23 protein-coding genes and 2 pseudogenes are annotated in these 26347 nt (G+C 72.6%); 10 read left to right on the top strand and 15 right to left on the bottom strand.

Going from position 1 to position 26347, the window contains the following annotated elements; genetic code table 11:
* The first annotated feature begins 5 nt into the window (after positions 1 to 5).
* Positions 6 to 1463: a ketol-acid reductoisomerase gene (locus P8T65_RS44120; RefSeq protein ID WP_316731047.1), complete on the top strand. Its 1458-nt coding sequence runs from the start codon at positions 6 to 8 to the stop codon at positions 1461 to 1463.
* Between the two features lie 27 nt (positions 1464 to 1490).
* Here the strand turns inward: P8T65_RS44120 and P8T65_RS44125 are convergent, their stop codons facing one another.
* Together P8T65_RS44125 and P8T65_RS44130 are read right to left on the bottom strand one after the other, a co-directional pair.
* The gene (locus P8T65_RS44125; RefSeq protein ID WP_316731048.1) at positions 1491 to 2042 is read right to left on the bottom strand and encodes an ATP-binding protein; all 552 of its coding nucleotides are present in this window, start codon (positions 2040 to 2042) and stop codon (positions 1491 to 1493) included.
* A gap of 271 nt (positions 2043 to 2313) precedes the next feature.
* Positions 2314 to 2637 (bottom strand): hypothetical protein, encoded by a 324-nt coding sequence (locus P8T65_RS44130; protein WP_184898104.1) that lies wholly within the window; start codon positions 2635 to 2637, stop codon positions 2314 to 2316.
* A gap of 338 nt (positions 2638 to 2975) precedes the next feature.
* On the opposite strand from P8T65_RS44130, the gene P8T65_RS44135 reads away from it, so the two are divergent.
* On the top strand, positions 2976 to 4118 hold the full coding sequence (locus P8T65_RS44135) for a PLP-dependent cysteine synthase family protein (RefSeq protein WP_399102666.1): 1143 nt from the start codon (positions 2976 to 2978) through the stop codon (positions 4116 to 4118).
* 127 nt (positions 4119 to 4245) lie between these two features.
* Here the strand turns inward: P8T65_RS44135 and P8T65_RS44140 are convergent, their stop codons facing one another.
* Positions 4246 to 5079 carry a DeoR/GlpR family DNA-binding transcription regulator gene (locus P8T65_RS44140; RefSeq protein WP_316731050.1) on the bottom strand — a complete coding sequence of 278 codons (834 nt, stop codon included), beginning with the start codon at positions 5077 to 5079 and terminating at the stop codon, positions 4246 to 4248.
* 291 nt (positions 5080 to 5370) lie between these two features.
* On the opposite strand from P8T65_RS44140, the gene P8T65_RS44145 reads away from it, so the two are divergent.
* Positions 5371 to 7920 carry a hypothetical protein gene (locus P8T65_RS44145; RefSeq protein ID WP_399102669.1) on the top strand — a complete coding sequence of 850 codons (2550 nt, stop codon included), beginning with the start codon at positions 5371 to 5373 and terminating at the stop codon, positions 7918 to 7920.
* On the opposite strand, the gene P8T65_RS44150 is transcribed toward P8T65_RS44145, so the two are convergent.
* The 5 genes from P8T65_RS44150 to P8T65_RS44170 form a co-directional block, all read right to left on the bottom strand.
* The gene (locus P8T65_RS44150; protein WP_316731052.1) at positions 7904 to 9400 is read right to left on the bottom strand and encodes an alpha/beta hydrolase; all 1497 of its coding nucleotides are present in this window, start codon (positions 9398 to 9400) and stop codon (positions 7904 to 7906) included. The two genes, P8T65_RS44145 and P8T65_RS44150, sit on opposite strands and share 17 nt — an antisense overlap.
* Before the next feature lie 106 nt (positions 9401 to 9506).
* Complete coding sequence (locus tag P8T65_RS44155) at positions 9507 to 11945, bottom strand: right-handed parallel beta-helix repeat-containing protein (protein WP_316731053.1); 2439 nt, start codon at positions 11943 to 11945, stop codon at positions 9507 to 9509.
* 111 nt (positions 11946 to 12056) lie between these two features.
* Entirely contained in the window at positions 12057 to 12680 is a 624-nt protein-coding gene (locus tag P8T65_RS44160) for a hypothetical protein (protein WP_316731054.1), read from the bottom strand.
* Positions 12681 to 12931: 251 nt separating this feature from the next.
* The gene (locus P8T65_RS44165) at positions 12932 to 13756 is read right to left on the bottom strand and encodes an MOSC N-terminal beta barrel domain-containing protein (RefSeq protein ID WP_316731055.1); all 825 of its coding nucleotides are present in this window, start codon (positions 13754 to 13756) and stop codon (positions 12932 to 12934) included.
* A gap of 54 nt (positions 13757 to 13810) precedes the next feature.
* On the bottom strand, positions 13811 to 14248 hold the full coding sequence (locus tag P8T65_RS44170) for a DUF6643 family protein (protein WP_316731056.1): 438 nt from the start codon (positions 14246 to 14248) through the stop codon (positions 13811 to 13813).
* Between the two features lie 315 nt (positions 14249 to 14563).
* On the opposite strand from P8T65_RS44170, the gene P8T65_RS44175 reads away from it, so the two are divergent.
* Positions 14564 to 15844, top strand: coding sequence for a TerD family protein (locus tag P8T65_RS44175; RefSeq protein WP_316731057.1), 1281 nt, complete (start codon positions 14564 to 14566; stop codon positions 15842 to 15844).
* Between the two features lie 54 nt (positions 15845 to 15898).
* Here P8T65_RS44175 and P8T65_RS44180 read toward each other — a convergent pair whose 3' ends face one another.
* The gene (locus P8T65_RS44180) at positions 15899 to 17092 is read right to left on the bottom strand and encodes a glycosyltransferase (RefSeq protein ID WP_316731058.1); all 1194 of its coding nucleotides are present in this window, start codon (positions 17090 to 17092) and stop codon (positions 15899 to 15901) included.
* A 39-nt stretch (positions 17093 to 17131) separates the two neighbouring features.
* On the opposite strand from P8T65_RS44180, the gene P8T65_RS44185 reads away from it, so the two are divergent.
* Together P8T65_RS44185 and P8T65_RS44190 are read left to right on the top strand one after the other, a co-directional pair.
* Entirely contained in the window at positions 17132 to 17938 is an 807-nt protein-coding gene (locus P8T65_RS44185; protein WP_316731059.1) for an aspartate/glutamate racemase family protein, read from the top strand.
* A 50-nt stretch (positions 17939 to 17988) separates the two neighbouring features.
* Positions 17989 to 18546, top strand: coding sequence for a hypothetical protein (locus P8T65_RS44190; RefSeq protein ID WP_316731060.1), 558 nt, complete (start codon positions 17989 to 17991; stop codon positions 18544 to 18546).
* Between the two features lie 195 nt (positions 18547 to 18741).
* On the opposite strand, the gene P8T65_RS44195 is transcribed toward P8T65_RS44190, so the two are convergent.
* A complete protein-coding gene (locus tag P8T65_RS44195; protein WP_316731926.1) occupies positions 18742 to 19725 on the bottom strand; it encodes an O-antigen ligase family protein in 984 nt (327 codons plus the stop codon).
* A gap of 282 nt (positions 19726 to 20007) precedes the next feature.
* Here P8T65_RS44195 and lnt point away from each other — a divergent pair, with 282 nt between their 5' ends.
* From lnt to P8T65_RS44210, 3 genes are all read left to right on the top strand, one after another.
* On the top strand, positions 20008 to 21624 hold the full coding sequence (lnt, locus tag P8T65_RS44200; protein ID WP_316731061.1) for an apolipoprotein N-acyltransferase: 1617 nt from the start codon (positions 20008 to 20010) through the stop codon (positions 21622 to 21624).
* 67 nt (positions 21625 to 21691) lie between these two features.
* Positions 21692 to 22168: an NUDIX domain-containing protein gene (locus P8T65_RS44205; protein ID WP_316731062.1), complete on the top strand. Its 477-nt coding sequence runs from the start codon at positions 21692 to 21694 to the stop codon at positions 22166 to 22168.
* 195 nt (positions 22169 to 22363) lie between these two features.
* On the top strand, positions 22364 to 22858 hold the full coding sequence (locus P8T65_RS44210; protein ID WP_316731063.1) for an aminotransferase class III-fold pyridoxal phosphate-dependent enzyme: 495 nt from the start codon (positions 22364 to 22366) through the stop codon (positions 22856 to 22858).
* Positions 22859 to 22889: 31 nt separating this feature from the next.
* On the opposite strand, the pseudogene P8T65_RS44215 reads toward P8T65_RS44210, so the two are convergent.
* From P8T65_RS44215 to P8T65_RS44225, 3 genes and pseudogenes are all read right to left on the bottom strand, one after another.
* A pseudogene (locus tag P8T65_RS44215) lies at positions 22890 to 23123 on the bottom strand (hypothetical protein); the annotation flags it as partial.
* 5 nt (positions 23124 to 23128) lie between these two features.
* Positions 23129 to 24141: pseudogene (locus P8T65_RS44220) on the bottom strand (zinc-binding dehydrogenase).
* Complete coding sequence (locus P8T65_RS44225) at positions 24134 to 24529, bottom strand: tautomerase family protein (RefSeq protein ID WP_316731927.1); 396 nt, start codon at positions 24527 to 24529, stop codon at positions 24134 to 24136. The pseudogene P8T65_RS44220 and the gene P8T65_RS44225 overlap by 8 nt, the downstream one beginning before the upstream one ends.
* 86 nt (positions 24530 to 24615) lie before the next feature.
* Here P8T65_RS44225 and P8T65_RS44230 point away from each other — a divergent pair, with 86 nt between their 5' ends.
* Positions 24616 to 25194 carry a TetR/AcrR family transcriptional regulator gene (locus P8T65_RS44230; RefSeq protein WP_316731064.1) on the top strand — a complete coding sequence of 193 codons (579 nt, stop codon included), beginning with the start codon at positions 24616 to 24618 and terminating at the stop codon, positions 25192 to 25194.
* Positions 25195 to 25278: 84 nt separating this feature from the next.
* Here the strand turns inward: P8T65_RS44230 and P8T65_RS44235 are convergent, their stop codons facing one another.
* Positions 25279 to 25569: a hypothetical protein gene (locus P8T65_RS44235; protein ID WP_316731066.1), complete on the bottom strand. Its 291-nt coding sequence runs from the start codon at positions 25567 to 25569 to the stop codon at positions 25279 to 25281.
* Between the two features lie 464 nt (positions 25570 to 26033).
* A complete protein-coding gene (locus tag P8T65_RS44240; protein WP_316731067.1) occupies positions 26034 to 26219 on the bottom strand; it encodes a hypothetical protein in 186 nt (61 codons plus the stop codon).
* Between the last annotated feature and the right edge of the window lie 128 nt (positions 26220 to 26347).

The raw sequence follows: 26347 nt of genomic DNA on the forward strand, positions 1-26347 counted from the left end.
CCACCATGACCACCTCCACTGTCTTCTCCCTCGAAACCATGGACGTGCCCGGCGGTACCGAGACCGTCCTGCGTGGCGGCCGCCACCTCTTCCCCCTGTTACCGCGGGCCTTCGCCGGGGTCCGGCGCATCGGGGTCGTCGGCTGGGGACCGCAGGGCCGGGCCCAGGCCCGCAACCTGCGCGACTCCCTCTCCGGCACCGGGATCACCGTCTCGGTCGGCCTGCGCCCCGGCTCGGCCTCGGCCGCCGACGCCCGTGCCCACGGTTTCACCGAGGCGGACGGCACCCTCGGCGACTGGCTCGCCGTCACCGCCGAGAGCGACCTCGTCATCCTGCTGATCGCCGACGCGGCACTCGCCGCCCACCGCCGGGAGATCTTCGCCGCCCTGAAGCCCGGCGCCACCATCGGCCTCTCCCACGGCTTCCTGCTCGGCCACCTCCGGGCGACCGGCGGCGACTTCCCGCCCGGCCACGGTGTCATCGCCGTCTGCCCGAAGGGGATGGGCGACTCGGTCCGCCGCCTCTACGAGCAGGGGGCCGAGATCAACGGCGCCGGGATCAACAGCAGTTACGCCGTCCACGCCGATCCCGACGGCCACGCGACCGACCGCGCCCTCGCCTGGTCGGTCGCCCTCGGCTCCCCGTACACCTTCCGCACAACCCTGGAGAGCGAGTACCTCTCCGACATCGTCGGCGAGCGTGCCATCCTGCTCGGCGCCGTGCACGGCATCGTGGAGAGCCTCTACACCCGCCACCGGCTCGCCGACGACGACGAGGTGACCGCGTACGAGCGTTCCTGCGAGAACATCACCGGTCCGATCGCCCGCACCATCTCCGGTGCCGGCCTGCGCGCGGTCCGTGAGAACCTCGACACGGACGGACGGGGCGTCTTCGACCGGGCCTACACCGCCACCTACGGGCCCGCCCGGGAGATCGTCGCGGAGATCTACGACGAGGTGGCCGACGGCACCGAGCTGCGCAGCGTCGTCCTGGCCGAACGCCGCCTCGGTGCCCGCCCGATGAGCGAGATCGGCGGTTCACCGATGTGGTCGGTGAGCGCCCGGGCACACGCCCGCCGGGGAGAATGCGACCTGCCCGTCGACCCGTTCACCGCAGGGGTTTTCATCGCCACGATGACCGCGCAGATCGACGAGTTCGTCGAGCGCGGCCACCCCTGGTCGGAGATCGTCAACGAGTCCGTCATCGAGGCCGTCGACTCCCTCCTGCCCTACATGCGTGCCCGGGACGTCGCCCACATGGTCGACAACTGCTCCCGCACGGCCCGCCTCGGTGCCCGCCGCTGGGGCCCCCGCTTCGAGGCCGCCTACACGCAGATCGCCTACCCCGCCGCCGAACACCCCGCCGACGAGGCTCTGTTGGCTTCCTTCACCGCCCACCCCGTGCACCGCGCCCTGGCGGCGGCGGCGAAGCTCCGGCCGCCGGTGGACATCTCGGTGGTCTGAAGGGCCTGAAGGGTGGTCACCGCCCGGTCAGCCTGCGACGGCCGACCGGGCGGGAGCGTGTTCGGGCCTGTGCCCACGCGCGGCGGGCCTGCGTCCGGTGTCGTACGGCGGAGCGGTGTCGAGCGTCAGCCCGGTGTCGAGCGTCAGGCCAGTGTCGTACGGTGAGATCTTCGGTACCGCGGCCGAGGATGCCGGCAGGGTGAACCACACGACCTTCCCCGTCTCGCTGTGCGGCCGCACACCCCAGCTCTCGCTCACCGCGGCGACCATCGCGAGCCCTCGGCCGCAGGTGGCGAAGGGGTCCGCGTCCTGGACGACCGGGAGACGGGGGTCGTGGTCGTGCACCGAGACCGTGAGCCGGTCGAGGAGCAATTCCATCTCCACGGTGCATGTCTTGTCCGGTTCCGCGTGCCGGTGGACGTTGGACAGCAGCTCGGTAACCCCGAGTGCGGCCCGCTCTATCAAGGGATCCAGATGCCAGTAGCGCAATTGCGCAGATACGATTCTGCGGACCTGGCCGATCCGCGACGGCAGGGCTTGGAGCTCCACCGTGCAGTGCCTGCTTTGCTGGCTGATCACGGCTGCGACTCCCCGAATTGAGTCCGGAAGAAGATCGGAGTACGGATCCAGCGAGGTGGCTGGGCGAAAAACGCCGCCTGCTGAGGTGCGGCCGCCTACGACTGCCGCCTGGGGCGGAGGCATGAGCCGCCGCCTGCTCGTGGGGTGGCTGTCGACGACCGCCGCCCGCTGACGTGGCCGGCGGGCTGGTTCGCAGCGTTATCGCCGGTAAACCCAGAGTGACGTGACACCAGAGTGACCCAGGGGGCCCGGTCCCGCAACTCGCGGTTCGTCAGCCGCTGCGACCGGCCGCCCTGCGCACCGCCTCTATGAACCGGCGCGCGGACGGTGGACCGGGCTTGCCCGGAGCGGGGTCGTGCTCGTTCAGCGTGAGCGTGTAGCGGGTGCCGTTCACATCGGCCAACGCCCGGTCCTCGTTGGCGAACCAGGGCTTCGAGGCCCGCACCGCCTGCACCGGCGCGCTGTCGATCTCGCTGCCGTAACTGGTGAGCAGTTGCAGTCGGCCGTCCTCGATCCGGACCTGCCCCGCCCGGGTGAGCTGCCGCAACCTCTTCCCGATCCGCACGCCCGTGGCCGTGAACTCCGGCTCGGCCATGTACCCCGCCCCCTCGTGCGCTCCGACTGTGCCCTGTCGTCTGATCCGTCGCGGACCGTGATCCAGTGTGCCCGAGATCGTCTCCCCCTGGACGGCTCCGGCGGTGTCGACCCGGCCCGTGCGGTGAAGTCTGCCCGTCCCCCGCGTCGAGCACCAGTGCGCACGGTGGACGGGGGGCGGGGTTCCGGCGCATGCGCGGCATGCGCCCCCCATGCGCCCCGCGCATCCTTGCCACAGGAGTCTCTTTGAGGGACTCAAAGGCATGTTTATGCAGGTGAGAAGCGTGCGGAAGGTGTCTATCATCGGGACGTCCGACGCCGCGATCCGCCGTCGGCGCAATGCGTGAGGAGCACGCCGTGAGCACCGCCCACCCCACCCGTCCTGGCGCCACCCTCGACGTCGATCACAGCGACACCGAGTACCGCGGCTGGCTCAAAGAGGCCGTCCGCAAGGTCCAGGCGGACGCCAACCGCTCGGCCGACACCCATCTGCTGCGCTTCCCGCTGCCCGAGAGCTGGGGGATCGACCTGTATCTCAAGGACGAGTCGACCCACCCCACCGGCAGCCTGAAGCACCGCCTCGCCCGCTCCCTGTTCCTCTACGGCCTGTGCAACGGCTGGATCCGGCCGGGCCGCCCCGTCATCGAGGCCTCCAGCGGTTCCACGGCCGTCTCCGAGGCGTACTTCGCCAAACTGATCGGCGTCCCCTTCATCGCCGTCATGCCCCGCACGACCAGCGCCGAGAAGATCCGTCTGATCGAGTTCCACGGCGGACGCTGCCACTTCGTCGACGACTCACGCAGGATGTACGAGGAGTCGGCCCGCCTCGCGGTGGAGACCGGCGGCCACTACATGGACCAGTTCACGTACGCCGAGCGGGCCACGGACTGGCGCGGCAACAACAACATCGCCGAATCCGTTTTCCGCCAGCTCCGTCTGGAGCGCTTCCCCGAGCCCGCCTGGATCGTCGCCACTGCCGGGACGGGCGGCACCTCAGCGACCATCGCCCGCTACGTCCACTACATGCAGTACGACACCCGCATCTGTGTCGCCGACCCGGAGAACTCCTGTTTCTTCGAGGGCTGGACCACCGGCGACCCCGACGTCACCTGCGACTGCGGCTCCCGCATCGAGGGCATCGGCCGCCCCCGCATGGAGCCCAGCTTCGTCCCCGGTGCCGTCGACCGCATGATGAAGGTGCCCGACGCCGCCAGCGTCGCCGCCGTCAGAGCCCTGGAGAACGCGATCGGCCGCAAGGCCGGCGGCTCCACCGGCACGGGCCTGTGGAGCGCCCTCAAGATCGTCGCCGAGATGGTGGCCGAGGGCCGTCAGGGCAGCGTGGTCACCCTCCTGTGCGACCCGGGCGACCGCTACCTCGACAAGTACTACTCCGACGAGTGGCTCCGGCGGCAGGGCCTGGACATCGAGCCGTACGCGGTGGCGATCGAGAGGCTGCTGACGACGGGCGTCTGGACGGACTGAGGCGCGCTTGTCCCCGCCGTGCACGTCCGCGCCCCGTCAGGGGCGCGGGGAACTGCGCGACCAGCCACGAACGACCCCCAGCCTCGAACCGACCTCATCCGTGGCGGTGCTCAGAAGGTCCGCGCGCTCAGACGTCCGCGCCGTCGTCCTCGTCCTCCCCGGCCACCACCAGCCGCCGCAGATGCTCGGAAATCTCGGCCCGCGCCTGCGCGGGCAGCCCCGCGTCGGTCACCAACGTGTCGACCTGCTCCAACGCGGCGAACGAACTCAACCCCACCGTCCCCCACTTGGTGTGGTCGGCCACCACCACGACCCGCCGCGCCGACTGCACCAGACGCCGGTTCGTCTCGGCCTCCGCCAGGTTCGGCGTCGACAGGCCCGCCTCGACCGATATCCCGTGCACGCCGAGGAACAGCACATCGAAGTGGAGCGCAGCGATCGCCTGATCGGCCACCGGCCCCACCAGCGAGTCGGACGGCGTCCGCACCCCACCGGTGAGCACGACGGTCGCCGCACCCTGCCGGGGGCCGGTCGTGCGCTGGGCGGCGTGGAAGACGTCGGCCACCCGCACCGAGTTGGTGACCACGGTCAGATCCGGCACGTCCACGAGCCGGTGCGCGAGGGCGTATGTCGTCGTGCCGCCCGACAGGGCGATCGCCGAGCCCGGCGCCACCAGCTCCGCGGCCGCCCGTGCGATGTCCTCCTTGGCGGTCAGCTCCAGCCCGGACTTCGCCTCGAACCCCGGCTCGTGGGTGCTCGCCTCGGCCACCGGCACGGCGCCGCCGTGCACCTTCTCCACCGCGCCCTGACGGGCCAGCGCGTCCAGATCGCGGCGGACGGTCATGTCCGAGACACCGAGTTTCCGCGTCAGCTCGTTGACCCGGACCCCGCCCCGCCGTCGTACCTCGTCGAGGATCAGGGCTCGGCGCTGCTCCGCGAGGAGGTTCTGGTTCTCACTCACGTTCGCTCCGGTCCTCTCGCCCCATCACGCCCGACACGCCTTCCCTACCCCCTTTGACGAGGACATTCCCCCGTCCCCGGTCCCGAGGACGTTCCATATTCGCACGCTCCACCACAGGTGACGCCATTCCCCGCACAGTCGCGTGCACGTCACGCTGCGTTCCTCGCGCCCGCCACTATCACATGGATCGGGGAGATTCGGTGATCACAGGTGTATGACGTCCGATCTGGGGCGATCATCAGTGCCTGCACATCACACCGACTTGTGGCGCGTCACGGGGGAAGCGGAACAGTGGATCGTGCGAGGGAACATACGACACATACGGAACCCAGGGAACAGCCGGCATCGCGGGACGGGGGCCGACACCCCTGTTCCGGCCGTTCCACGACGGACGGGACCGCCCTCGAACTCCTGGTCCACGGCGTCGGCGGCACCACCCCCGAACACATGCTCGACGATCCGCGCACGGTCCGTGTCACCGGCGACGACACGGCCGCGGTCTTCCGGCGCATCGACGACGCCGACGCGGAGAAACGTCCCGCCGACTATCGCGGCAAGCCCGTCCCCGAGGCCTATGTCTGGTGCAACCTCACCTCCGGGAACAGCTCACGGGCCCTGTGGCTGCTGTTGCTGCCGTTCATGGTCGTCAACCTCGCGCACTGGATGCGCCCCAGCACCCGCGGCCGCCGACGCACGGTACGCCTCTACGGGCTCCTCGTCCGGCTGGTCGGCCTCACCCTGACCGTGCTGCTCGTCGCGGCGGCCTGTGAGGTCGCGCTCGACCTGACCGCCTGGCAGTGCGCCGGCGCACGCGCGTGCGCGGAGGCGCACACCTGGCTCGGCTTCCTCTCTCCCGCCGTCTCGGACGACGGCTGGTGGAGCCGGCCCGGCCGCCGCCTCGGCGTGGCGGCCGTGGTGCCCGCCGCGCTGACCGGCCTGCTGTGGTACCTCTCCCACCGCACCTGGAGCGCGTACGAGTCCCAGCGCCCCATGGACCGCGGTGGCCGCGCCGAGGACGAGAAGCCGGCCCCGGACGCAGCCGAGGGCGAGGCCGCGACCCACAGCGCAGCCGAGGGCGACGCCGCGACCCACAGCGCAGCCGATGCCGAGGACACGGCCCGTATCGCGCTCGGCCGGCCCGGGTTCTGGTACGGGCGCCGTCTCGTCGCCAGGCTGCGCGCCGCCCACGCGGCGGCCGGGTTCCTCACCGTCGCGGCGGCCGTCGGCACCTCGGCGGCCCGCCACGACCGCCGAGCGGGCGGACCGGCCCTCCTGGAGCTCCTGGGCTGGCTGCTGAACTCGGCGCTCGTGCTGCTGGCGGTGAGCGTGGTCTGGGTGGTCTGCCGCAGAGGCCGCAGCGAGCGGCGCCTCGACAAGGAACTCGACGAGAACCTGGTCCGTCTCCTCCCGGCCTGCTCGATCGCCGTGCTCGTCCTCGCCGTGGTGTACGCCGGGTGGTCGCGCCCCGGCTGGAGGTCGACGGGCCGACTGCCGGGCGACCTGGCCTTCGGCGGGATCACCCTGGTGCAGGGCCTCCTCGTCGTCGCGCTCGGCGTGGTCGCCCACGCCCTCCACCGCTCCCGCCCCGACCCGCGCACCGCCATGTACGGCCTGGCCGGCCCCGCCGTCGCGATGCTCGCCTGTGCCCTCGGGGGCGTGATGTCCGCCGGTGTCGCCCAGCGGGTTGCCGACTGGCTGGGCGGCACGGAGGACGCCCTCTCCGGCCCGCCCGTCCTTCTGACCTGGCAGGCCTCCGTCATCCCGCCCCTCCTCCTGGTCCTCCTCGCCCTCCTGGCCTGGCTGACCCGCCGCACCTGGGTCCTGCGCGAGGCGGAGACGACGGCGGTGGAGCGCGAGTACGGCCTGCTGGGAGAACCGCCACAGGAGCCACAGGAGCCGCAGCAGCCCTCGGCACCCGGAGCTTCCGGCCCGGCGCTGAACGGGGAGCACGAGGCACAGGACGCCGGTCGCACCCGTCGTATCGCGCGGACCCGCGCCATGGCGGCCCTCACCGACCGGGCGCCCCGAATCGTCGCCGTCACCTCCACCGTGACTCTGCTGCTCGGCGCGGCGGCCCTCACCGGTGCCCTGGTGACGGGCGAGACACCGGCGGGGGCGGCGCACGGCTCGTACGACATCGTCGCGGGCGCCGCCGAGACCGCGCAGGCACTGGGATCCTGGCTGATCGGCGTGGGCTTCCTGCTGTTCGTCACCTGGGGCCGCCGGGCCTACAAGGACGCCTCCGCGCGGCGCACGATCGGCATCCTCTGGGACGTGGGCACCTTCTGGCCCCGAGCCGCACACCCGTTCGCACCGCCCTGCTACGCCGAGCGGGCCGTACCCGACCTGACCTGGCGCATGGCCACCTGGACCCGCTCCACCGGCGGCCGGCTCGTCATCTCCGGCCACTCCCAGGGCAGCGTCCTCGCGGCGGCCGCCGCATGGCAGCTCACCCCGTCGGTGCGCCGACGCGTCGCGCTGCTCACCTACGGATCACCGCTGGAGCGGCTGTACGGGCGCTGGTTCCCGGCCCACTTCGGCCCGGAGTCGCTCGCCGCCCTGCACCGCGAGGTCGACTGCTGGCGCAACCTGTACCGCCGCACCGACCCCATCGGCGGCCCCGTGCGGCTGACGAGCCGGCACGGACCGCAGGTCGACGCCGAGCCCTTCTCGGACCCGCTCGCCTACGGCCGCACCGGCGCCCACCCGCTGCCCGCCCCGATCCTCGGCCACTCCGACTACCAGGCCGACCCGGCCTTCGTGGCCGAACGCAAGCACCTGCTGGACCGGCTCGGCACGGAGCTGCCGGGGCCCCGGACCTCGCCTAGTCCCGACAGCTGACATCCCGCGCGGGACGCTCGCCCGTGGTCAGGAACGCGGTCACGGCACGGTCGCCGCAGGCGTTGCCCGTACCCAGGTAGACGCCGTGACCGCCCCGCTCGACGGTGACGAACCGCGCCCGGTCACCGAAGGCCGTACGCATCCGCAGCGCGCCGACGTACGGGGTCGCCGGGTCCCGCCGGTTCTGGATCATCAGGATGTTGGACGGGCCCCGGTCGGTGAGCCGGGTGGGCTTGTCGGCGGGGGCGTCCTTCCAGAAGGCGCAGGGGAAGATGTTCCCCGGCAGCCCGGCCGTGAGCGGGTACCGCGCCCGGTTCGCGGCCACCGCCCGCTCGTACCCGGCCACCGACTTCGGCCAGCGGACATCGTTGCAGATCACGGCCAGCGTGACCGCGGCGTCCTCGTCACTCAGCGGTCCGGCGACCTCCGGCGGCAGCACCGGAGTCGCACCCGGCGTCAGGGCCGCCCGCATCAGTCCCGCCAGCCGGGGGAAGGCGGCGTCGTTGTAGAGGGAGTCGTACATGACCTGCCGCAGCAAGTTGCCGGTGAGCGGCACACCGGGTGTCGTCGACTCCTTCGGGGTGCGATCCAGCGCCGACGCCAGGGAGAGGAACAGCGGCCGGATCTCCTCGGTCCGCGCGGCGAGCCGCAGGCCCTCCGCGTCCCGGGCAGGATCGGCGGCCCAGGCCGCGAAGTCCGGGAAGCGGTCCTCCGCGCCGACGGCCATGTTCGCCACCCAGGCCCTCTCGACCCGGCGAGGATCGGGGTCGTCGTTGCTGTCCAGCACCCAACGGTCCGTGCGTTCCGGGTACTTCTGCGCGTACACGGCGCCGACATAGGACCCGTACGAGACGCCGTACGCCGACAGCTTCTCCTCGCCGAGGGCCCGGCGCAGGAGGTCGACGTCGCGTACCTCGTTGGCGGTGCTGAAGCTGCGCAGCAGCGCACCGCCGTTGCGGGCGCACGACTCGGCGGTGCGGCGGGAGCGGGCGACGTTCTCCGCGATGGTGCCGTCCGGCGCGGGCCAGGGCCGGAGGGTCACCAAGTGCCGGTCGGCGGCGGGGAGTCGGCAGGATGCCCGGGTGCTGGCGCCCACCCCGCGCGGGTCGAGGCTCACGATGTCGTACGTGCCGCCGAGTTCCCGGCGCAGCGCCTCGCCCTGCCGCGTGAGTCGGGCGATGCCGGAGCCGCCGGGGCCGCCGGGCAGCACCAGCAGGGTGCCCCGCCGTGCCTCGGGGCGCTCACTGGGCAGCCGGGACACGGCGAGGCTCAACCGGGGGCCGTCGGGGGCCCGGTGGTCGATCGGTACGGCCAGCTCGGCGCACTCCTGCCCGGCCGGACCGCCGGGCTGCGCGCACGGGCGCCAGTCGAGCGACGGTGAGGACGAGGAGGCGAGGGCCGGGGGCGTGGCCGTCAGCACGGCGCCGACGACCGAGGCGGTGAGAGCGAGGACCAGGGCGTTCCGGGTGCGAGCTGTCATGGCCCCATGCTGTCCGAGGGGCCACTGCCGCCCCATCCGGCAGCCAGGTCACCCGGGGGTGGGGTTTGCCCCCCAGCCATCGGCCCGCGAACCCCCGGCCCGCGGCCTACGGCAGCTCCGGCAGGTCCTCCGCGTAGAGCAACGTCAGGTCGTCCGTGCTCGGTTCGTCGACCTGGGCCACTCGGCTCGCGTGCCGCTCCACCATCGCCTCGAAGGTCTGGCGAGCGGTACGGCCGTTGCCGAAGGCCGGGCCCTTGGGGAGGGCGGTGAAGTACTTCAGCAGGGCGTCGCCCGCGCCCGGCGCCAGCCGGTACTCGTGCTCCTCGGCCTGCTGCTCCACGATCCGCAACAGCTCGTCGGGGACGTAGTCGTCGAAGGTGATGGTCCGTGAGAAACGGGACGCCACACCGGGGTTGACGGTGAGGAACCGCTCCATCTCGGCCGTGTAGCCCGCGACGATGACCACGACCGCGTCGCGGTGGTCCTCCATCAGCTTCACCAGGGTGTCGATGGCCTCCTTGCCGAAGTCCCTGCCCGAGTCCTCCGGCGACAGCGCGTACGCCTCGTCGATGAACAGCACACCGCCGCGGGCCCGTTCGAACGCCTCCTGGGTGCGGATCGCGGTGGAGCCGATGTGCTCACCGACCAGGTCCACCCGGGACACCTCGACGAGATGCCCCTTCTCCAGGACACCGAGCGAGGCCAGGATCTCGCCGTAGAGACGGGCGACCGTGGTCTTGCCGGTGCCGGGGGAGCCCGTGAACACCAGGTGCCGTTTGACCGAGGCAGCCTTGAGGCCGGCCTGCTGACGGCGGCGGCCCACCTCGATCATGTCGGTGAGGGCGCGGACCTCGCGCTTGACGCTGTCCAGGCCGACCAGTGCGTCGAGTTCGCCGAGGACGGCCTTCGAGGTCCGCGCCGGCGGCTCGGGCGCCATGGCGGGCACGGCGGTCGGCGGCTGCTCGGCGGGGCGTTGAGCCGGGATCGAGCCCAGCACGCCGGTCGTCCGAGCGGTGGTCCGGGTGGCCGTCTCCTGCGCGGCGGGGGTGCGCACGCCCGCGCTCTCGTCGCTGGTGCAGTCCTCGACCACCGGCCCACCGCCGGCCGTGCCGGGGCCACCGTCCGCGAACTCGTAGCCACCGCGCGCGCAGCGCTCCGTACGGCACTTGCGCAGTGTCGCCCGGCAGCCGTCGATGACGTGGAAGCCGTAGCCCCCGCTGCCGGTCACCCGGCAGTCGAGGAAGCTGCCCCGACCCTCGGCGGAGACGTAGAAGCCCGCCTCGGCGGGCGAGGTCACCGTACAGCGCTCGATGGTCGGGTCGGCGCCCTTGGTGACGATCACACCGGTCTGGGTGCCGTCCACCGTGCAGTTGTTGAGAGTGCCGCCGCTGCCGTGGTCGCGGAACCAGGCACCCGTGGCGGCGTCCCGGATACGGCAGTCGTCGAGCTGCGCGATGGCTCCGTCGCTCACCGACACCGCCGTGTTGCGCACCTGCGACAGGTCGCTGTCGACGACGTCCGCGCGGGAGCCACGGTCCAGCACGAACAGCGCGTCCGGTACGTCGTGCACCCGGCAGGACTCCAGCACCGCCGTCGCGCCGTCGCTGACCCAGACCGCCGGGTAGTCGCCGGTGCTGTCGAAGATCTCGCACTGGTTGGCGTCCACCCGGGTGCCCGGGTCCCACACCGACAGGCCGTTGCGGCCGAACTGCCGGACCGATGTACGGGTCAGGGTGAGGACCGAGCGGGAGCGGAGGTCCACCGCGTTCTCGGGGATGTCGTGGATGCGGCAGTCCGCGAGGGTGAGCACGGCGTCGGTGTCGAGGGTGACCCCGTCGGCCGTGGTCCGGTGCACATCGCAGTCGGTGAGATGGGCCGTGGCCCGCCCGGTGATCTGTACGCCGCTGCCGCGGACCTCGTAGATCTCGCAACCGACCGCCTCCAGCGCGGAGTTCTCCCCGGTCGCCGTCAGGCCGGAGCCCGAGGCGTGGTGGATGCGGCAGCGCTCCAGCCGGGGGTGGCCGCCGCCGCGCACCGCGACCCCGGCCTGGCCGGCCGCGACGACCTCGCACTCCTCGAACACGCCCCCGCCGCCGTCGACCACGGCGATGCCGATGCCGGCCGGGTTGTCGACCGTGCAGCGCCGGGCCGTGGGGCGGGCGCCGCCGCGCACCTCGATACCCGCGGCGGAGCGGGTGACGATCCGCAGGTCCAGCAGCTCGGGGGTGCCGTCCTCGACGAGTAGCGCGGGCGCCGCCGCGTCCTGCCCCTCCACATGCAGGTCCTGCACGACGGCCGAGGCGGAGACGGTCAGCGGTACACCGTCCACGGGCGCGATGCGCACCGAGCCCGGCGAACCCTCCGGGCCGCGCAGCGTGACCCCGCGCCGCACCACGAGGTTCTCCCGGTACGTGCCCGGAGCGACGGTGAGCACGTCGCCGTCGCTCGCGGCCTCCAGGGCCGCGGCGAGCGACGAGTACTCACCCGTGCGGCGCCGCCACCGCGATGTACCGGTGTGCGTCACCTGGACCGTGCCCTGTGCCATGGCGTTGCTGTGCCCCCACCTCGTGGAACGCGGGTCGATGCCGAACAGTTCGGCTGGTCGGTCCACCGTAGCGTGCGCGGGCAGGGGGAGTTGACCGGAGTGAGAAGGCGGTCAGCTGCCCGTGCCCGTCCTGCCCCAGTCCGGCCCGGCCTTGTCCCATGCCTGGTCCCAACGGGTGTAGCGATGGCGGATCATGCGCCAGACGATCAGCCGTCGGATCCCCTCGACGAGTCCCGCGGCGAGCACGGTGGAGCCGAATCCGGCCAGCACCGCGTGGGTGGTCGCGGTGGCGGTGTCCAGGGGGCGGCCCACCGTGCGGCCCTGGCCGTCGGTCCACAGCGTGAAGTGGTCGCCGGGCCGAGGGGTTTTGAGGTTCGCCATGACCGTGCCGTGCCGGGCGGTGCCGTCCGGGCCGGTCCAGTCGGCGACGACCCGGCTCTGCCGGTCCCGGGTCGTCGCGGTCTCCGGATCCGGGTCCAGCGGGGAGCCGTCGACCTTCTTGACGACCGTGGCCGTGACCCGGTGGCGGCTCAGCTGCTGGTCCCGCACGGACTGCTGCAGGGCGCTCTGGGCGCTGGTGCCGACGACGGCGCCGATCAGCGGCGCAGCGACCAGGATCAGTACGAGGGCGGCGAACGCCAGCCAGGCCTCGACCAGATCGGTCGGCCGTCGCAGTGGGTTGTGACGCCAGCGCCACAGCCCGCCGAACGCCCGTAGTCCACCGATTGCCCGCACTCGCCCCACACCCCCTTACGCGTCCGTGATAGCCCCGGGCGGAGCCGTCCACGCGCGATCCCGGTCAAGAGAAGGGAAATCACCCTCCGACCGGCCTTCTCATGAACTTCTCACAATGACCCAACGGCCGGACCCGCGGCGTGTGTTCCCCGCACGAACCGAATCGTAGGCCGAATCGTAGGAGATTGAATTTTCAAGGGGAGATCGGGGGTTCTCTCACGACCGCCCAGAACCCATCGGGATCGAACTCGCTATTCGAGCACCCGGACCGGATCGCCGACCCGTACCGTGCCCGGGGATTCCGGGACGAGGTTCTGTCCGAAGACCAGCTTGTCGCCGAAGCGGCGGTGGCGGGCCAGGGTCCGCAGCGGCTCACGGCCGCGCTCGGCGGTGTCCTGGTCGGTGGTGGTCACCACGCACCGGCCGCACATCTTGGCGACCCGGAAGCTCACTTCGCCGATGGCGACCCGCCGCCATCCGTCCTCGGCCCAGGCGTCCGTGCCGTCGACGACGGCGTTCGGCCGGAAGCGGCTCATCGGCAGCGGGCCCTCCTCGGCGTGGTCGCCCCGGGCGATCAGGTCGTTGAGCGCGTCCAGCGAGGCGAGCGTGGTGAGCAGCAGCGGATATCCGTCGGCGAAGCTGACGGTCTCGCCGGGGCGGGCGTACTCCGGGTCGATCGGTCGGCGGGTCGCCGGGTCGTCGAGGTGCACGAGCCGGACCGGGAGGTCCAGGTAGTCGCTGAACCAGGTGTGCGCCGCCGCGTCGGCGGGGACGCCCTCCACCTTGTCCCGCCAGATCTCCACGGTGGTCGTGTCGGCGGGGGAGGGCACCGGGACGGTGAGGGGCCCGCGGCCGGGCGCGGACAGCAAGAGGCCGCCGCCGGGCTGCTGCCCGGCGGCGGCCAACGCCATACGCGGATGCGGACGTTGAGTGATGACCTTGCCCGAGTCGTCGACCAGCACCCAACGGCGGTCGCCCGCCAGCCCCCAAGGCTCCACGACGGCCTCGTCGGGGGCGAAGCCCCGGGCCGCCTTCAGCGGGTGGACATGGATCGAGTGCAGTGACGGATTCCCCATGGGGTCATCCTGCCAGCAGGCTGTGACAACCCCACGCGAAAGGTTCCAGATGCGTCAGTACCCGCGGTACTGCTGGCCGTTGTACGGGTCCTGCTGGTACGGGACCGCGGGGGCCGGGCGGGGGGCCGCCGGGCGCATGGCCTCGTAGCCCGCCATCGGACGTTGCTGCTGCGGCGGCGGCTGGGCGCCGGGGTAGCCGCGCGGGCCGGCGGCCTGCTGCGGGATGTACGCGTTCGGCGCCTGCTGGAGCGGCGAAGGCTGCTGGGCCTGCGGATAACCGTAGGCGGGCTGGGAGGGGCCGGCCGGCAGCGCGGGCAGCGCGGACGGGAGGGCGGGCAGGTTGCTGCCCGGCGTGTCGTACGCGGCGGGTACCCGGATCGGGGCGATCTGAGGGGTTCCCCGCTCGGCGACGAGAGAGTCGTAGATCGGGGTGTCCGCGAAGGACGAGGCGGAGTAGTAACCGCCGCCGTAGGTGGAGCGGGGGGAGGTCATGGCACATAAGTTAAGCCCACGATGTGCTGGTTGGGGAGACCGATAAGAGGGTTGTTTTCCGTGTCGGCAGTGACGCCGGATCCCCAATGCGAGCGAACTCGGCGAAAAAGGGCAGCAAAGCGCGTTCTGATCGTGTAAAGGCCGAGTTCCCGGCCGGTTACCGGCGGTTGACCAAGGATCTTTCGGTACGGGTCCTGGGGCATCCGGGCCCCGGGGGAATAGGTTGGGCCGACAACGGATCCGGCCGGATCCGACGGACTGTGTGGGACGCGGCCCGGTGACGACCTTCTGGATGACCATCTGATGGGGGCGGACATGTCAATGCCGAAAGGATCGAACACGGCGGTGCCGACGACCGCGCTGCGCGTGGAACTGGGCTGGCGCTCCGGACCGGGTGTGCCCGACGCGGACGCCTCGGCGCTGCTGCTCGTCGGCGGGAAGGTGCGCTCGGACGCCGACTTCGTCTTCTACAACCAGCCCGCGCACTCCTCCGGCGCGGTCCGGCACGAGGGCAAGCGCGACGCCGGGGGACAGGTGACCGACGCGCTCCTCGTCGACCTCGCGCGCGTGGAGCCCGCCATCGAGACCGTGGTGCTGGTCGCCTCGGCGGACGGCGGCACCTTCGGACAGGTGCCCGGACTGCACATTCGCGTGCTCGACGAGCGGGCGGGCACCGAGGTGGCCCGCTACGACAGCGCGGACGCCGGCGTCGAAACCGCTTTCGTCCTCGGGGAGTTCTACCGTCGCCAGGGCGCCTGGAAGTTCCGCGCCGTCGGCCAGGGCTACAGCACCGGGCTCGAAGGCCTCGCCACCGACTACGGCATCACGGTGGACGAGCCCCAGCAGGCGGCGGCACCGACGCCCACGCCCGCGCCCGTCGCTCCCGTCACCGTGCCGCCGCCCGTGACGACCGCCCCGCCCCCGCCTCCCGCCCCGCCCGTGGCGCCCCCGGCCCCGGTCCGTCTGACCAAGGTGACGCTCACCAAGGAAGCTCCGGCGGTCTCCCTGGCCAAACAGGGCGGCACATCCGGCGCCATGCGCGTGAACCTCAACTGGGAGGTGCGCAAGCAGTTCAAGGGGTGGGGCAGCAAACTGGGCCGGGCCGTCGCCATGCACGCGGACCTCGACCTCGACCTGTGCGCCCTGTTCGAACTCTCCGACGGCAGCAAGGGCGTCGTCCAGGCACTCGGCAATGCCTTCGGCTCCCTGCACCAGCCGCCCTTCATCCACCTCGACGGCGACGACCGCACCGGTGCCGTCAGCAGCGGCGAGAACCTCACCGTCAACCTCGACCACAAGCAGTACTTCCGGCGCATTCTCATCTTCGTCACCATCTACGAGGGCGCCCGCTCCTTCGCCGACCTGCACGCCACGGTCACCCTCCAGCCGCAGCACGGCGCACCCATCGACTTCTCGCTCGACGAGTGCACGGTCCCCTCCACCGTCTGCGCCCTCGCCCTCATCACCAACCAGGGCGGCGACCTCATCGTCCAGCGCGAGGCCCGCTACCTCGTCCCCGAGCGCGGGGTGAGCCCGCAGCGCACGGTCGACTACGCCTACGGGTGGGGCATGAACTGGACACCCGGCCGGAAGTAGCCGTCCGCATGTGAGGAAAGGGTTCCGCACACGAGGCGGGTTCCGGTCGGACCCCTAACCCTCGTCCGGCACCGGGTCCGGGCGCGCGTAGGTGCGGCCCTTCCAGGCCGCGCCGCGCCCCCGGTGGTGCCGCACCGCAGAGTCGACCGTCATCAGCAGATACAGGAACGCGGTGAACGGCAGCAGGAGAGCGAGGCCCGGCGGCTGTCCGTAATGACGGAGCATCGGCACGTACGTCACCGTCATCACCAGCCAGGCGAGCCCGCCGGGCAGCGCCGTCGCCGGGTCCGCCATGACCAGGCCCGCCACGAGCGCGAGCGGCGGGACGAGATAGACCAGGGCCAGGCCGAGGACCGTGCCCGCGAGCAGCAGCGGACTGTGCAGCAGCTGGGCGTAGGCGCTGCGCGCCACCATGTGCCACAGGTCGCGCAGCCGTGGGTAGGGCCGCACACTCTCCACGCGCTCCGCCAGCCCGAGCCAGATGTGGCCGCCGCTCCTCTTGACCGCGGCGGCCAGCGCCACGTCGTCGATGACGGACTGCCGGATCGCGTCCGGGATCCGCGCCCGCTCGGCGGCCCCGGCGCTCAGCAGCACACAGCCGCCCGCCGCTGCCGCCGTCCGCGAGCCCCGTACGGCGATCCGCCGGAACGGATAGAGCTGGGCGAAGAAGTACACGAAGGCGGGCACGACGAGCCTCTCCCACCCGCTCTCGGTGCGCAGCCGGGCCATCTGCGAGACCAGGTCGAACCCGCCGGTCCGGGCGGCCGCCACCAGCGCGCGCAGGCTGTCCGGGCGATGCGCGATGTCCGCGTCCGTCAGCAGCAGGAACTCGGGTTCCCGCGCGCGTGCCAGCGTGATGCCGTGGCGTACGGCCCAGAGCTTGCCGGTCCAGCCCGCGGGCGGCTCCCCGGGCGAGGACACGGTCAGCGGCAGGCCGCCGAACCGGCGGGACAGTTCACGGGCCAGCTCGCCGGTGCCGTCCGAACTGCCGTCGTCGACCAGAAAGACCTCGGCCCGGCCCGGATAGTCCTGGCCCAGCAGCGACGGCAGGCTCTCAGGGAGGACGGCGGCCTCGTCACGAGCGGGGACGACGATACAGACCCCCGGCCATGCGCCGGGGTCCCGGCGGGGCGGCAGGCGCACATCCGTGCGCCAGAAGAAACCCTGGCCGAGCAGCAGCCACAGCCAGGCGGCGAGTGATCCGACGGCGGTCCAGGCGATGGCGCTCACGCCCGCAGTCTGCCCCACGGCAGCGGCCGTACCGAGGCCATCGTCTATCGTGGCCGGGTGAAGATCGCGCTCATGGACTCCGGTATCGGCCTGCTGCCCGCCGCCGCGGCGGTACGGCGGCTACGGCCCGACACGGACCTCGTGATCTCCTCCGACCCCGACGGCATGCCCTGGGGACCGCGCACCCCCCAGGACCTCACCGAGCGTGCGCTCGCCGTCGCCGAGGCGGCCGCCGCCCACCGGCCCGACGCGCTGATCGTCGGCTGCAACACCGCCTCCGTGCACGCCCTGCCCGCCCTGCGCGCCCTCCTCGAACCCGGTCTGCCGGTGATCGGCACCGTCCCGGCGATCAAGCCGGCCGCGTCCGGCGGCGGTCCCTTCACCATCTGGGCGACACCCGCCACCACCGGCAGCCCCTACCAGCGCGGCCTCATCGAGGAGTTCGCCGACGGCGTCCCGGTCACCGAGGTGCCCTGCTGGGGACTGGCCGAAGCGGTGGAGCACGCCGACGACGCCGCGATCGACGCCGCCATCGCGGCGGCGGCCGCGCTGACGCCCACCGATGTGACGACCGTCGTCCTGGGCTGCACCCACTACGAACTGGTCGCCGAACGCATCCGCGCGGCCGTCCAGCAGCCCGGCCTGCCGCCCCTCGTCCTGCACGGCTCCGCCGGCGCGGTGGCCGCGCAGGCACTGCGCCGCATCGGTGAACTGCCCAAGCCCGAGGCCGACTGGACCGGGTCGACGCTGACCGTCATCCTCAGTGGCCGCGAGGGCTCGCTGCCCGCCCCCGCACTGGCCTACGAGGAGGGCCGGCTCCTCAGGACCGCCGGCGCGACGACGGCCGTCATCGCCGAACGGTAACGCTCCGCGACCAGGTGCCCGCGCAGCGGAACCTGAGTACTCTCAAAGCCATGAGGGACCACCCCCACGGCGAGCCGGGCACCCCCGCGGGCCCGCACCCCGAGGTATGGACCGGCCGTGCGACCAACCGCGGCCAGTGGCTGCTGGCACTCGGCGGCGCCGCCTGCATGGCACTGGGCGTCGAACTCGCGGTCGACTCCGCGTGGGCGTCCGGTGTCGCCCCGCTCGTCATGTCCGTCGTCGGCTGCATCGCGGCCGGTCTGCTCGTCCTCTTCGGCACGCTCGCGTTCGTGCACGTCTCCGTGAAGGTCGACGAGGACTGCCTGGAGGTCCGCTGCGGCCACATCGGTGTGCCGCGCCGTCGTATTCCCCTGTCCGAGGTCGCCGACGCCGCCTTCGCCCCGTGCGTCACGCCCCACCAGTGGGGTGGCTGGGGCTACCGCTGGCGGCCCGAGAAGGGCACCGCCGTCGTCGTACGACGTGGCGAGGCCGTGGTGCTGAGCCTCTGGGACGGCCACACGTTCACGATCACCGTGGACAACGCGGAGACGGCCGTGGATGTCATCCGCGCCCGGCTCACCCCCAAGGCGACCGACGCCGCGCACTGACACCCTCTACCTCCGCTCCGGTCGCGCAGAGTCTGTGTGGGTGGCGTCGCGAGGCGGGCCGGAAGGTGACGACAGCGCCTAGGAGACCGCTGAAGATCTTGCTCTGGCCGCCCGACTCACCCTGGATCGCCGGTAAATGTCAATCGCCATCAAGTAGGGCAAGCCGGGCGCATTTTCAAGATCTTCAGGACGCTTCTAGCGGTCGTCGAGGTCCGGCGGCCCCGCCGTCTCCCCTTCCGGCAGAGGCCGCGCCGTCGCCATGCCCGCGAGCAGGCCCGCGCCCGCCGTCACCGTGGCGAAGCTCAGCGCGTTGCCCACGGCGGCGATCGCGGCCACCGCCGTCAGGGCGGCGCCCGCGGTGAGCACCACCGGCGTGGGGCGCGGGGTCCGCCACAGGACGTACAGAACCCAGCCGAACACGGCGGCGAGCAGCGCCACACCGACGAGTCCCTGCTCGGCGGCCAGCTGCAGGGGCGCCGAATGGGGCCGGTCGTCGGCCGACAGCGACTCGGCGACCGTCGGGCTGAGCTCCCCGAAGCGGCCCGGTCCCGCGCCGAGCAACGCGTCGTCGTGGACCAGGACGAGCGCGTCGCGCCACAGCAGGATCCGGTGCGGCGTGAGCTGGCCCTCCAGCGAGTCGGTCAGCCCGGCCGGCAGGGTGTTCTCGGCGACGGCCCAGACCGTCGCCGTCACCAGGGCCGTGGCGAGGGCGAGTCCCACGAGCCCCGGGCCCCGACGCATCCGGGCCGCCGCGAGCGAACACAGCAGCACCCCGGCGCACGCGGCGAAACCGGTGGTGGAGCCGAGCACCGCAGCGGTCACGGCGATCCCGCAGGCCAGCAGCCGCAGCGTCAGCCTCAGGCCGGGCGAGCGGGCCGCCCAGGCGGCACAGCAGGCGGCACCCGCTGCCAGGACCAGCAGCGAGGCGGTCGCCCCGGTGTGCCCGAGCGGCGAGACCAGCGGCGAGCCCGTCATGGTGTGCGGGTCGGTGACCGCCAGACCGAGGCCGGCCAGCGCGCCCGCGGACGGTGCCACCACCGGCAGCAGGGCCCCGCAGATCCGGCCCGCCGCATAGCCGGCCGCCACGGCGAGCACCGCCAGCAGCACACCCTCCGGACGGCCGCCCCGCGCCGCCGCGGTGATCAAGGACCAGGCGGCGCACGCCCCGAGCAGCAGCACACCCGTGACATCGGAGACGTTCCGTCTCTCGTGCGAGGCCGACGCTCCTGCCGCGGCCTCCGTCCCCGTGGACCCCAACGTGTCGCCCCCCGACTGTGCCGGGCCTCGACCGCCCGGACCACATCCGGCCGCACGTCAGAGGCTCGCGCACACCGTAACGGGTGATGCGCCGGTTTGTGGACGAGTTATGCAGGAACGATGCGGCTGCGGGCGACAAATGCCGCACCCGGGACGTGCGGACCGCGCTGTCGGCGCCGGGGTGACGCGCCGTACACTCCCCGAGTGACCGTCACCGCCACTCCCGTAGACGAGCCGGAGCAGCTCGAACCCCAGGCCGCGCCCGTTTCCCGGGTGTCCCGGTGGGCAAGCCGGCTCCTTCCGGCCGTCGTCGCGGCCCTCTCCGGGGTGCTGCTCTACGTCAGCTTCCCGCCCCGCACCCTGTGGTGGCTCGCCCTGCCGGCCTTCGCCGGCTTCGGCTGGGTGCTGCGCGGACGCGGCTGGAAGGCGGGCCTCGGTCTCGGCTACCTGTTCGGTCTCGGTTTCCTGCTGCCGCTGCTGGTATGGACCGGCGTGGAGGTCGGCCCCGGTCCGTGGCTCGCGCTCGTCGCCATCGAGGCGGTGTTCGTGGCGCTCGTCGGCGCGGGCGTCGCCGTCGTCTCGAAGCTGCCGGGCCGGCCTGTGTGGGCCGCCGCTCTGTGGATCGCCGGTGAGGCGGCACGCGCGCGTGCCCCGTTCAACGGATTCCCCTGGGGCAAGATCGCTTTCGGCCAGGCGGACGGCGTCTTCCTGCCGCTGGCCGCGCTCGGCGGCACACCCGTCCTGGGCTTCGCGGTCGTCCTGTGCGGGTTCGGCCTCTACGAGGTGGTGCGCCTGGTCGTGGAGAACCGGCGCACCGGCGAGGCCGTACGCCGGGGCACCGCGGCGGTGGCGGCGCTCTCCGTGGCCGTACCCCTGGTGGGCGCCTTCGCCTCCCGGGCGCTGGTGAGCGACGAGGCGGAGGACGGCACCGCGACCGTCGCGGTCATCCAGGGCAACGTCCCGCGGCTGGGGCTCGACTTCAACGCCCAGCGGCGGGCCGTGCTCGACTACCACGCCCGGGAGACCGAGCGGCTGGCCGCCGAGGTCAAGGCCGGCAAGGTCGCCCGGCCCGACTTCGTGCTCTGGCCGGAGAACTCCTCCGACATCGACCCCTTCGCCAACGCCGACGCCCGCGCGGTGATCGACGGGGCGGCCACCGCCATCGGCGCCCCGATCTCCGTCGGCGGGGTCGTGGAGCGGGACGGCAAGCTCTACAACGAACAGATCCTGTGGGACCCCGAGAAGGGTCCCGTCGACACCTACGACAAGCGGCAGATCCAGCCGTTCGGCGAGTACCTGCCGCTGCGGTCGCTGGTCGGCGCCATCAACGGCGAGTGGACGTCCATGGTCCGCCAGGACTTCAGCCGGGGCACGAAGCCCGGTGTGTTCTCCATGGACGGTGCCGAGGTCGGTCTCGTGACCTGTTACGAGGCGGCCTTCGACTGGGCCGTGCGCTCCGAGGTCACCGACGGCGCGCAGCTGATCTCGGTGCCGAGCAACAACGCCACCTTCGGGCGCAGCGAGATGACCTACCAGCAGCTCGCCATGTCCCGGGTCCGCGCCGTCGAGCACAGCCGCACCGTCACCGTCCCGGTGACCAGCGGAGTCAGCGCGATCATCATGCCGGACGGGCGGATCACGCAGAGGACAGGCATGTTCGTCCCGGACTCCTTGGTACAGAAGGTACCGCTGCGGTCCTCGCAGACGCCCGCCACCCGGGTCGGCATCGCGCCCGAGATGCTTCTGGTGCTGGTCGCGGCGGGTGGACTCGGCTGGGCGATCGGGGCCGGTGTGCGCGGGAGGCGCGCCGGTGGCGTGTAGCCGTACGCCTCGCGTGCGCGTGGTGGATGCGGCGGGGTGAGGGGACCGGCCCGTTAGGGTCGGCTCCATGGCTACCCCTGACTTCATCCGCACACTCCGTGCTTCCGCCGGCAACCAGCTCCTCTGGCTCCCCGGAGTCACCGCCCTGGTCTTCGACGACGAGGGCAGAGTGCTGCTGGGCCGCCGGTCCGACACCGGCAGGTGGGCGCTGATCGGCGGCATCCCGGACCCGGGGGAGCAGCCGGCGGCCTGTGCCGTGCGGGAGGTCCACGAGGAGACGGCGGTGCAGTGTGTGGCCGAACGGGTCGTGCTCGTACAGGCGTTGGAACCGGTGCGGTACGACAACGGGGACGTCTGCCAGTACATGGACATCACGTTCTCCTGCCGTGCCGTGGGCGGGGAGGCGCGGGTCAACGACGACGAGTCCCTGGACGTCGGCTGGTTCTCGCTGGACGCCCTGCCGCCTGATCTGAGCGAGTTCGCGTTGTTCCGCATCAAGCAGGCCCTGTCCGACACGGCCACGTGGTTCGACCCCACGGTCTGAGACCGCGCGCGGGACGGCGGGGCCGGGTCCGTGCGCGTGGCGCACGCGCTCGCCGCGCGGGCGTGCGCGCGGGCACCGGCCCCGACGGCCCCTCCCTTGGTGGCGTTGACGTGGTCGAACGACGCGTCGTCCTACGGTTCCCGGAACGTTCCGGCACGAGGGGTGGAGCCCTGAGATGAGCCATCCCCCGCGGACGTGGTGCCCGTCGCCAAGGCGATGGGCAACGGGCAGCCGCTGGGCGCGGTGATCACCCGGCGCGAGATCGCCGAGGCCTACCGCAGCCAGGGGTGCTTCCTCTCGTCCGCCGGCGGCAGCCCGGTCAGCTCGGTGGTCGGCCTCGCCGTCCTCGACGCACTGCGGTTCGCGGACCTCCAGGCCAACGCCCGGGACGTGGGCGGCCATCTGAAGGACCGGCTCCAGCGACTCGCCCACCGCCACGAGCTGATCGGCGCGGTGCACGGCTCCGGCCTCTGTCTCGGCGTCGAGTTCGTGCGCGACCGTACGACGCCGGAGCGGGCCACCGAGGAGACGGCCGCGATCTGCGAGCGGCTGCGCGAACTTGGCGTGATCATGCCGCCGACATCCGACCGGCGGTGCGTGCTGAAGATCAAGCCACCGCTGTGTCTGACATGGGAGGACGCGGACGGCTTCGTCGCCGCCCTGGACGACGTCTTGACGTACGGCTGGTGACCCGTGCTGCCGTCCGGGGCGCCCGCAGCTGCGTCCCGTCCACCAGCATCCGCAGGAACTGGCTCGCGAGCAGGGCCAGGACGGTCGCGCAGAGCCCGCCGACCGCCAGTGCCGGGACGGTCGCCCGGGTGAGCGGTCCGGGCAGCAGGCGCAACGCCCACCAGACCACCGCGAGCAACAGGACGTCGACGGCGCGGTGGAGCAGCCAGCCACCGAGTGGTGCCCCCGCGGGCCCCGCCCAGGCGCCCAGCAGCAGCCACTTGCGCGGGTTCAGCCGTCGGCGCGGACGAAGACCGGCTTGAGGTGGTTCTCGGGGAGCGCGTCGGGGAGTTGCTCCCAGTCGAGGACGTGGGAGACGACGCGCCCTGGGTCGACCTTCCCGGAACCGGCGAGGGCGAGGGCGTCGGGGATGTGGACGCGGACGTTGTCCCGGGCGACGCGCAGGGTGACCCCGGTGAGGTACATGTCGAGCGGGGTCAGTTCGCCGGGCCGGAAGTTGGTTGCCCGCGGACTCGCAGACGCCCTCCGGGGCGAGGGACCCGACGGCGAGGGCGAGTTGGTCGACACGGCCGGTGGCCTCGACGGCGAGGTCGAAGCCGCGCGGGACGGGTTCGACGGCCTCCGCGGTACGGGCGCCGAAGCCCTCGGCGAGTTGCCGGTGCGCCGGGTCGGGTTCGACGTACAGCACGTCGGAGGCGCCGAGCGCGCGGGCGATGTCGCACACGTACAGGCCGATGCTGCCCCCGGGCGACGACCGGGACGCGAGCGCCGGGCCGTTCGGCGAGATGGGGTGCTACCAGGCGCCAGGACAGGGACCAGTTGTCGCTCGCGGAGGCCATGGGGACGGGGTCGAGCCCGGCGGGCAGTGACACCAGCATGGCCTGCGCGTACGGCACCCGGACCAGGTCGGAGAAGAGGCCGGTCCAGGTGCCGCCGATCGGCGCCCCGTACATCGCCATGTGCGGTACGGCCGTGCAGTGCGCGGTGAGCCCGGCCCGGCAGTGGTCGCAGACGCCGCAGTTGATGGACCAGGGGACGACGACCAGGTCACCGGGGGCCACGGTGGTGACGGCATCGCCGGTCTCCACGACCCGCGCCACGCACTCGTGTCCCAGCGCGAAGGGCGGCTCGACGAACCTGTGACCGGCGAGGATCGCGGAGTCCACGTCGCACGAGGTGGCGGCCACCGGGGCGACGATCGCTTCTGCGTCGGAGCGGAGCTTGGGGTCGGGGGCCTCGCGCCGCTCGACGGTGCGGCGGGCCACGTAGGTCAGTTCACGCATCGGTCCGCTGCCCCTTCACCTGGGCCACGAGGTCGGCGAAGCGGACGACGGACCCGCCCGCGCCCCAGATGCCGTCGGGCTGCTCGTGCACCAGCACCCACACCCGCAGGGCCTCGGCCGGGGGCAGCCCGGCGGCTTCGAGGACGGTTCCGGTGGTGTCCTCGACCAGTCCCGCGCGGCGACGTTCGGACAGCGCCCCCTGCGGAACGGTCACCTCCACGAGGAAGCGCGGCGCGTCGTCCTCGGCCGTCGTCTGCGCACCTGCGGGCAGCTCGACCAGACAGCTCCACGCCTGGGCACGGAAGAACGCGGTGTCGGGCGCGCCCTCCCAGCGCAGCAGCACGGCGGCGAGGTCGCGCTGGACCTTCTCGCGGCCCGCCTCGGTCAGTGAGCCGGTCGGGGCGGTGAGCCGGACCGCGCGGTAAGGTGCGCCTAAGTGGACGGTTGTCCATGAAGGTGAGGGGACGGTGAGTCGTGTCGAGAGGCGAGGTGCCGCAGCGGTCGGACGCGCAGCGCAACCGTGAGCGCATCCTGGAGGTGGCCCTCGCCGAGCTGTCGCGCTCCGCCGACGTCCCGCTCAGCGCGATCGCCAAGAAGGCGGGCGTCGGACAGGGCACCCTCTACCGCCACTTCCCCGACCGCGAGGCGCTCGTCCTGGAGATCCACCGCCAGGAGGTGCAGCAACTCGCCGACAGTGCCGCCGAGTTGCTGCGGACCCGGGAACCCGACCGGGCCCTGCGGGAATGGATGGACGGCCTCGCCCGCTACGCCATGGCCAAGGCCGGCCTGGCGGACGCGCTCCGGCGGGCCGCCGCGGTGACGGGTGGTGCGGCGAAGCCGGGCTATCCGCTCTTCCTCGCCGCGATCGATCGTCTGTTGGCCGCCAACCACGAGGCCGGCACCATCCGCCCCGGTGTGACCACGGACGACTTCGTCCTCGCCATCGCGGGCGTCTGGCAGATGGACCCCACGGGCGATTGGCGCCCCCGGGCCGACCGCCTCTTCGACCTGGTCATGCGCGGCCTGCGCACGGGGGCCCCGGGCCGGGCCTGAGAGCACGAGCCCCCAGGTTGGGACATGGGCGCGGCGATACAACAGGCCGAGGTCTACGGGCCGACCGTGTGTGCCTGTTCCTGCTCACCCGGCGAGTGCGTCCAGGAGCAGGTCCGCAACCAACCGGTACGGCCAGGGACCGGTTCCCCAGGTCGGCGGGGACCTCGGGATGGTCGGGTTCACCCGTACCAGGCGTGCCCCGGGGGTGTGCCGTACGACGTTCTCCATGGGCCACCGGATCACGCCGGGCGTGTTGAAGGCGGCCCCGGTCTCCAGCACGAGCAGACAGGGCCTTGGCGCCTCCCCGAGCCAGTGGCTCAGCCGCTCGCCCGCCGGCATGTGGGCGGCGTCGACGAACTCCGGTCTCGCGCGCACGTCGGGGACAGATCCGCCCCGCAGTTCGGGCAGACGGGCAGGGCGGACGGGTCGGTCACCCGGCCCATCTCCCGGTCGTAGGCGGCGAGGACACGGTCGAGGAACGGCCGGGCCGCCCAGGTCTCCTGGACGCGCGGCACAGTGCACTGCAGGTGGCCGTAGTCGCCCTGGGGAGTGAAGACCCGGTCCGGGGCAGAAGCCGTTGCGGGCGAACAGCGCGTCGACGTTCGAGGTCATCACCCAGTGCTCGCGGTCGCCGACCAGGGAACGCAGCCGCCGGTACAGGGGGTTGGGCTCGGAACCGAAGCGGATGTCGCCGATGTGGACGGCCCAGTAGCCCCATATCATGTCCGCGGGCAGCGGGACGCCCAGCAGATAGCGGGAGCGCAGGCCGAGCCCGTACAGCGCCGGGAGCAGCTCCTTGAGGCGTGCGCTGTCGCCGTAGTCGTAGCCGGCGGCCGCGCTCAGCCCCGCGCCGGCGGCGACCAGGACGCGGTCGGCCTCGTCGAGCCAGGTGCGGAGGGTGGGCTAGCCACCGGCGTCGAGACCCCGGCGGCGGCCCGGAGCGCGGCGGGTGACGTCACGGAGGCGGTGGGGGCGTCCGTGAGGGCGACCGTGGCGTGGTTCGTGGCGTCGTTCTGGGCGGTCATCTGCCGGGATCCTTTCGAGCGTTCTCCCAACGTAGGGCGGGGACCGGCCGGGGCCAGGGTCGGTTCAGGACCGCTGATGGTCGGAATCCGACAGCCGCCGCCCCTTCGCCTGCCGCCCCTTCGCCTGC

Source organism: Streptomyces sp. 11x1 (assembly GCF_032598905.1).
Taxonomy (GTDB): Bacteria; Actinomycetota; Actinomycetes; order Streptomycetales; family Streptomycetaceae; genus Streptomyces.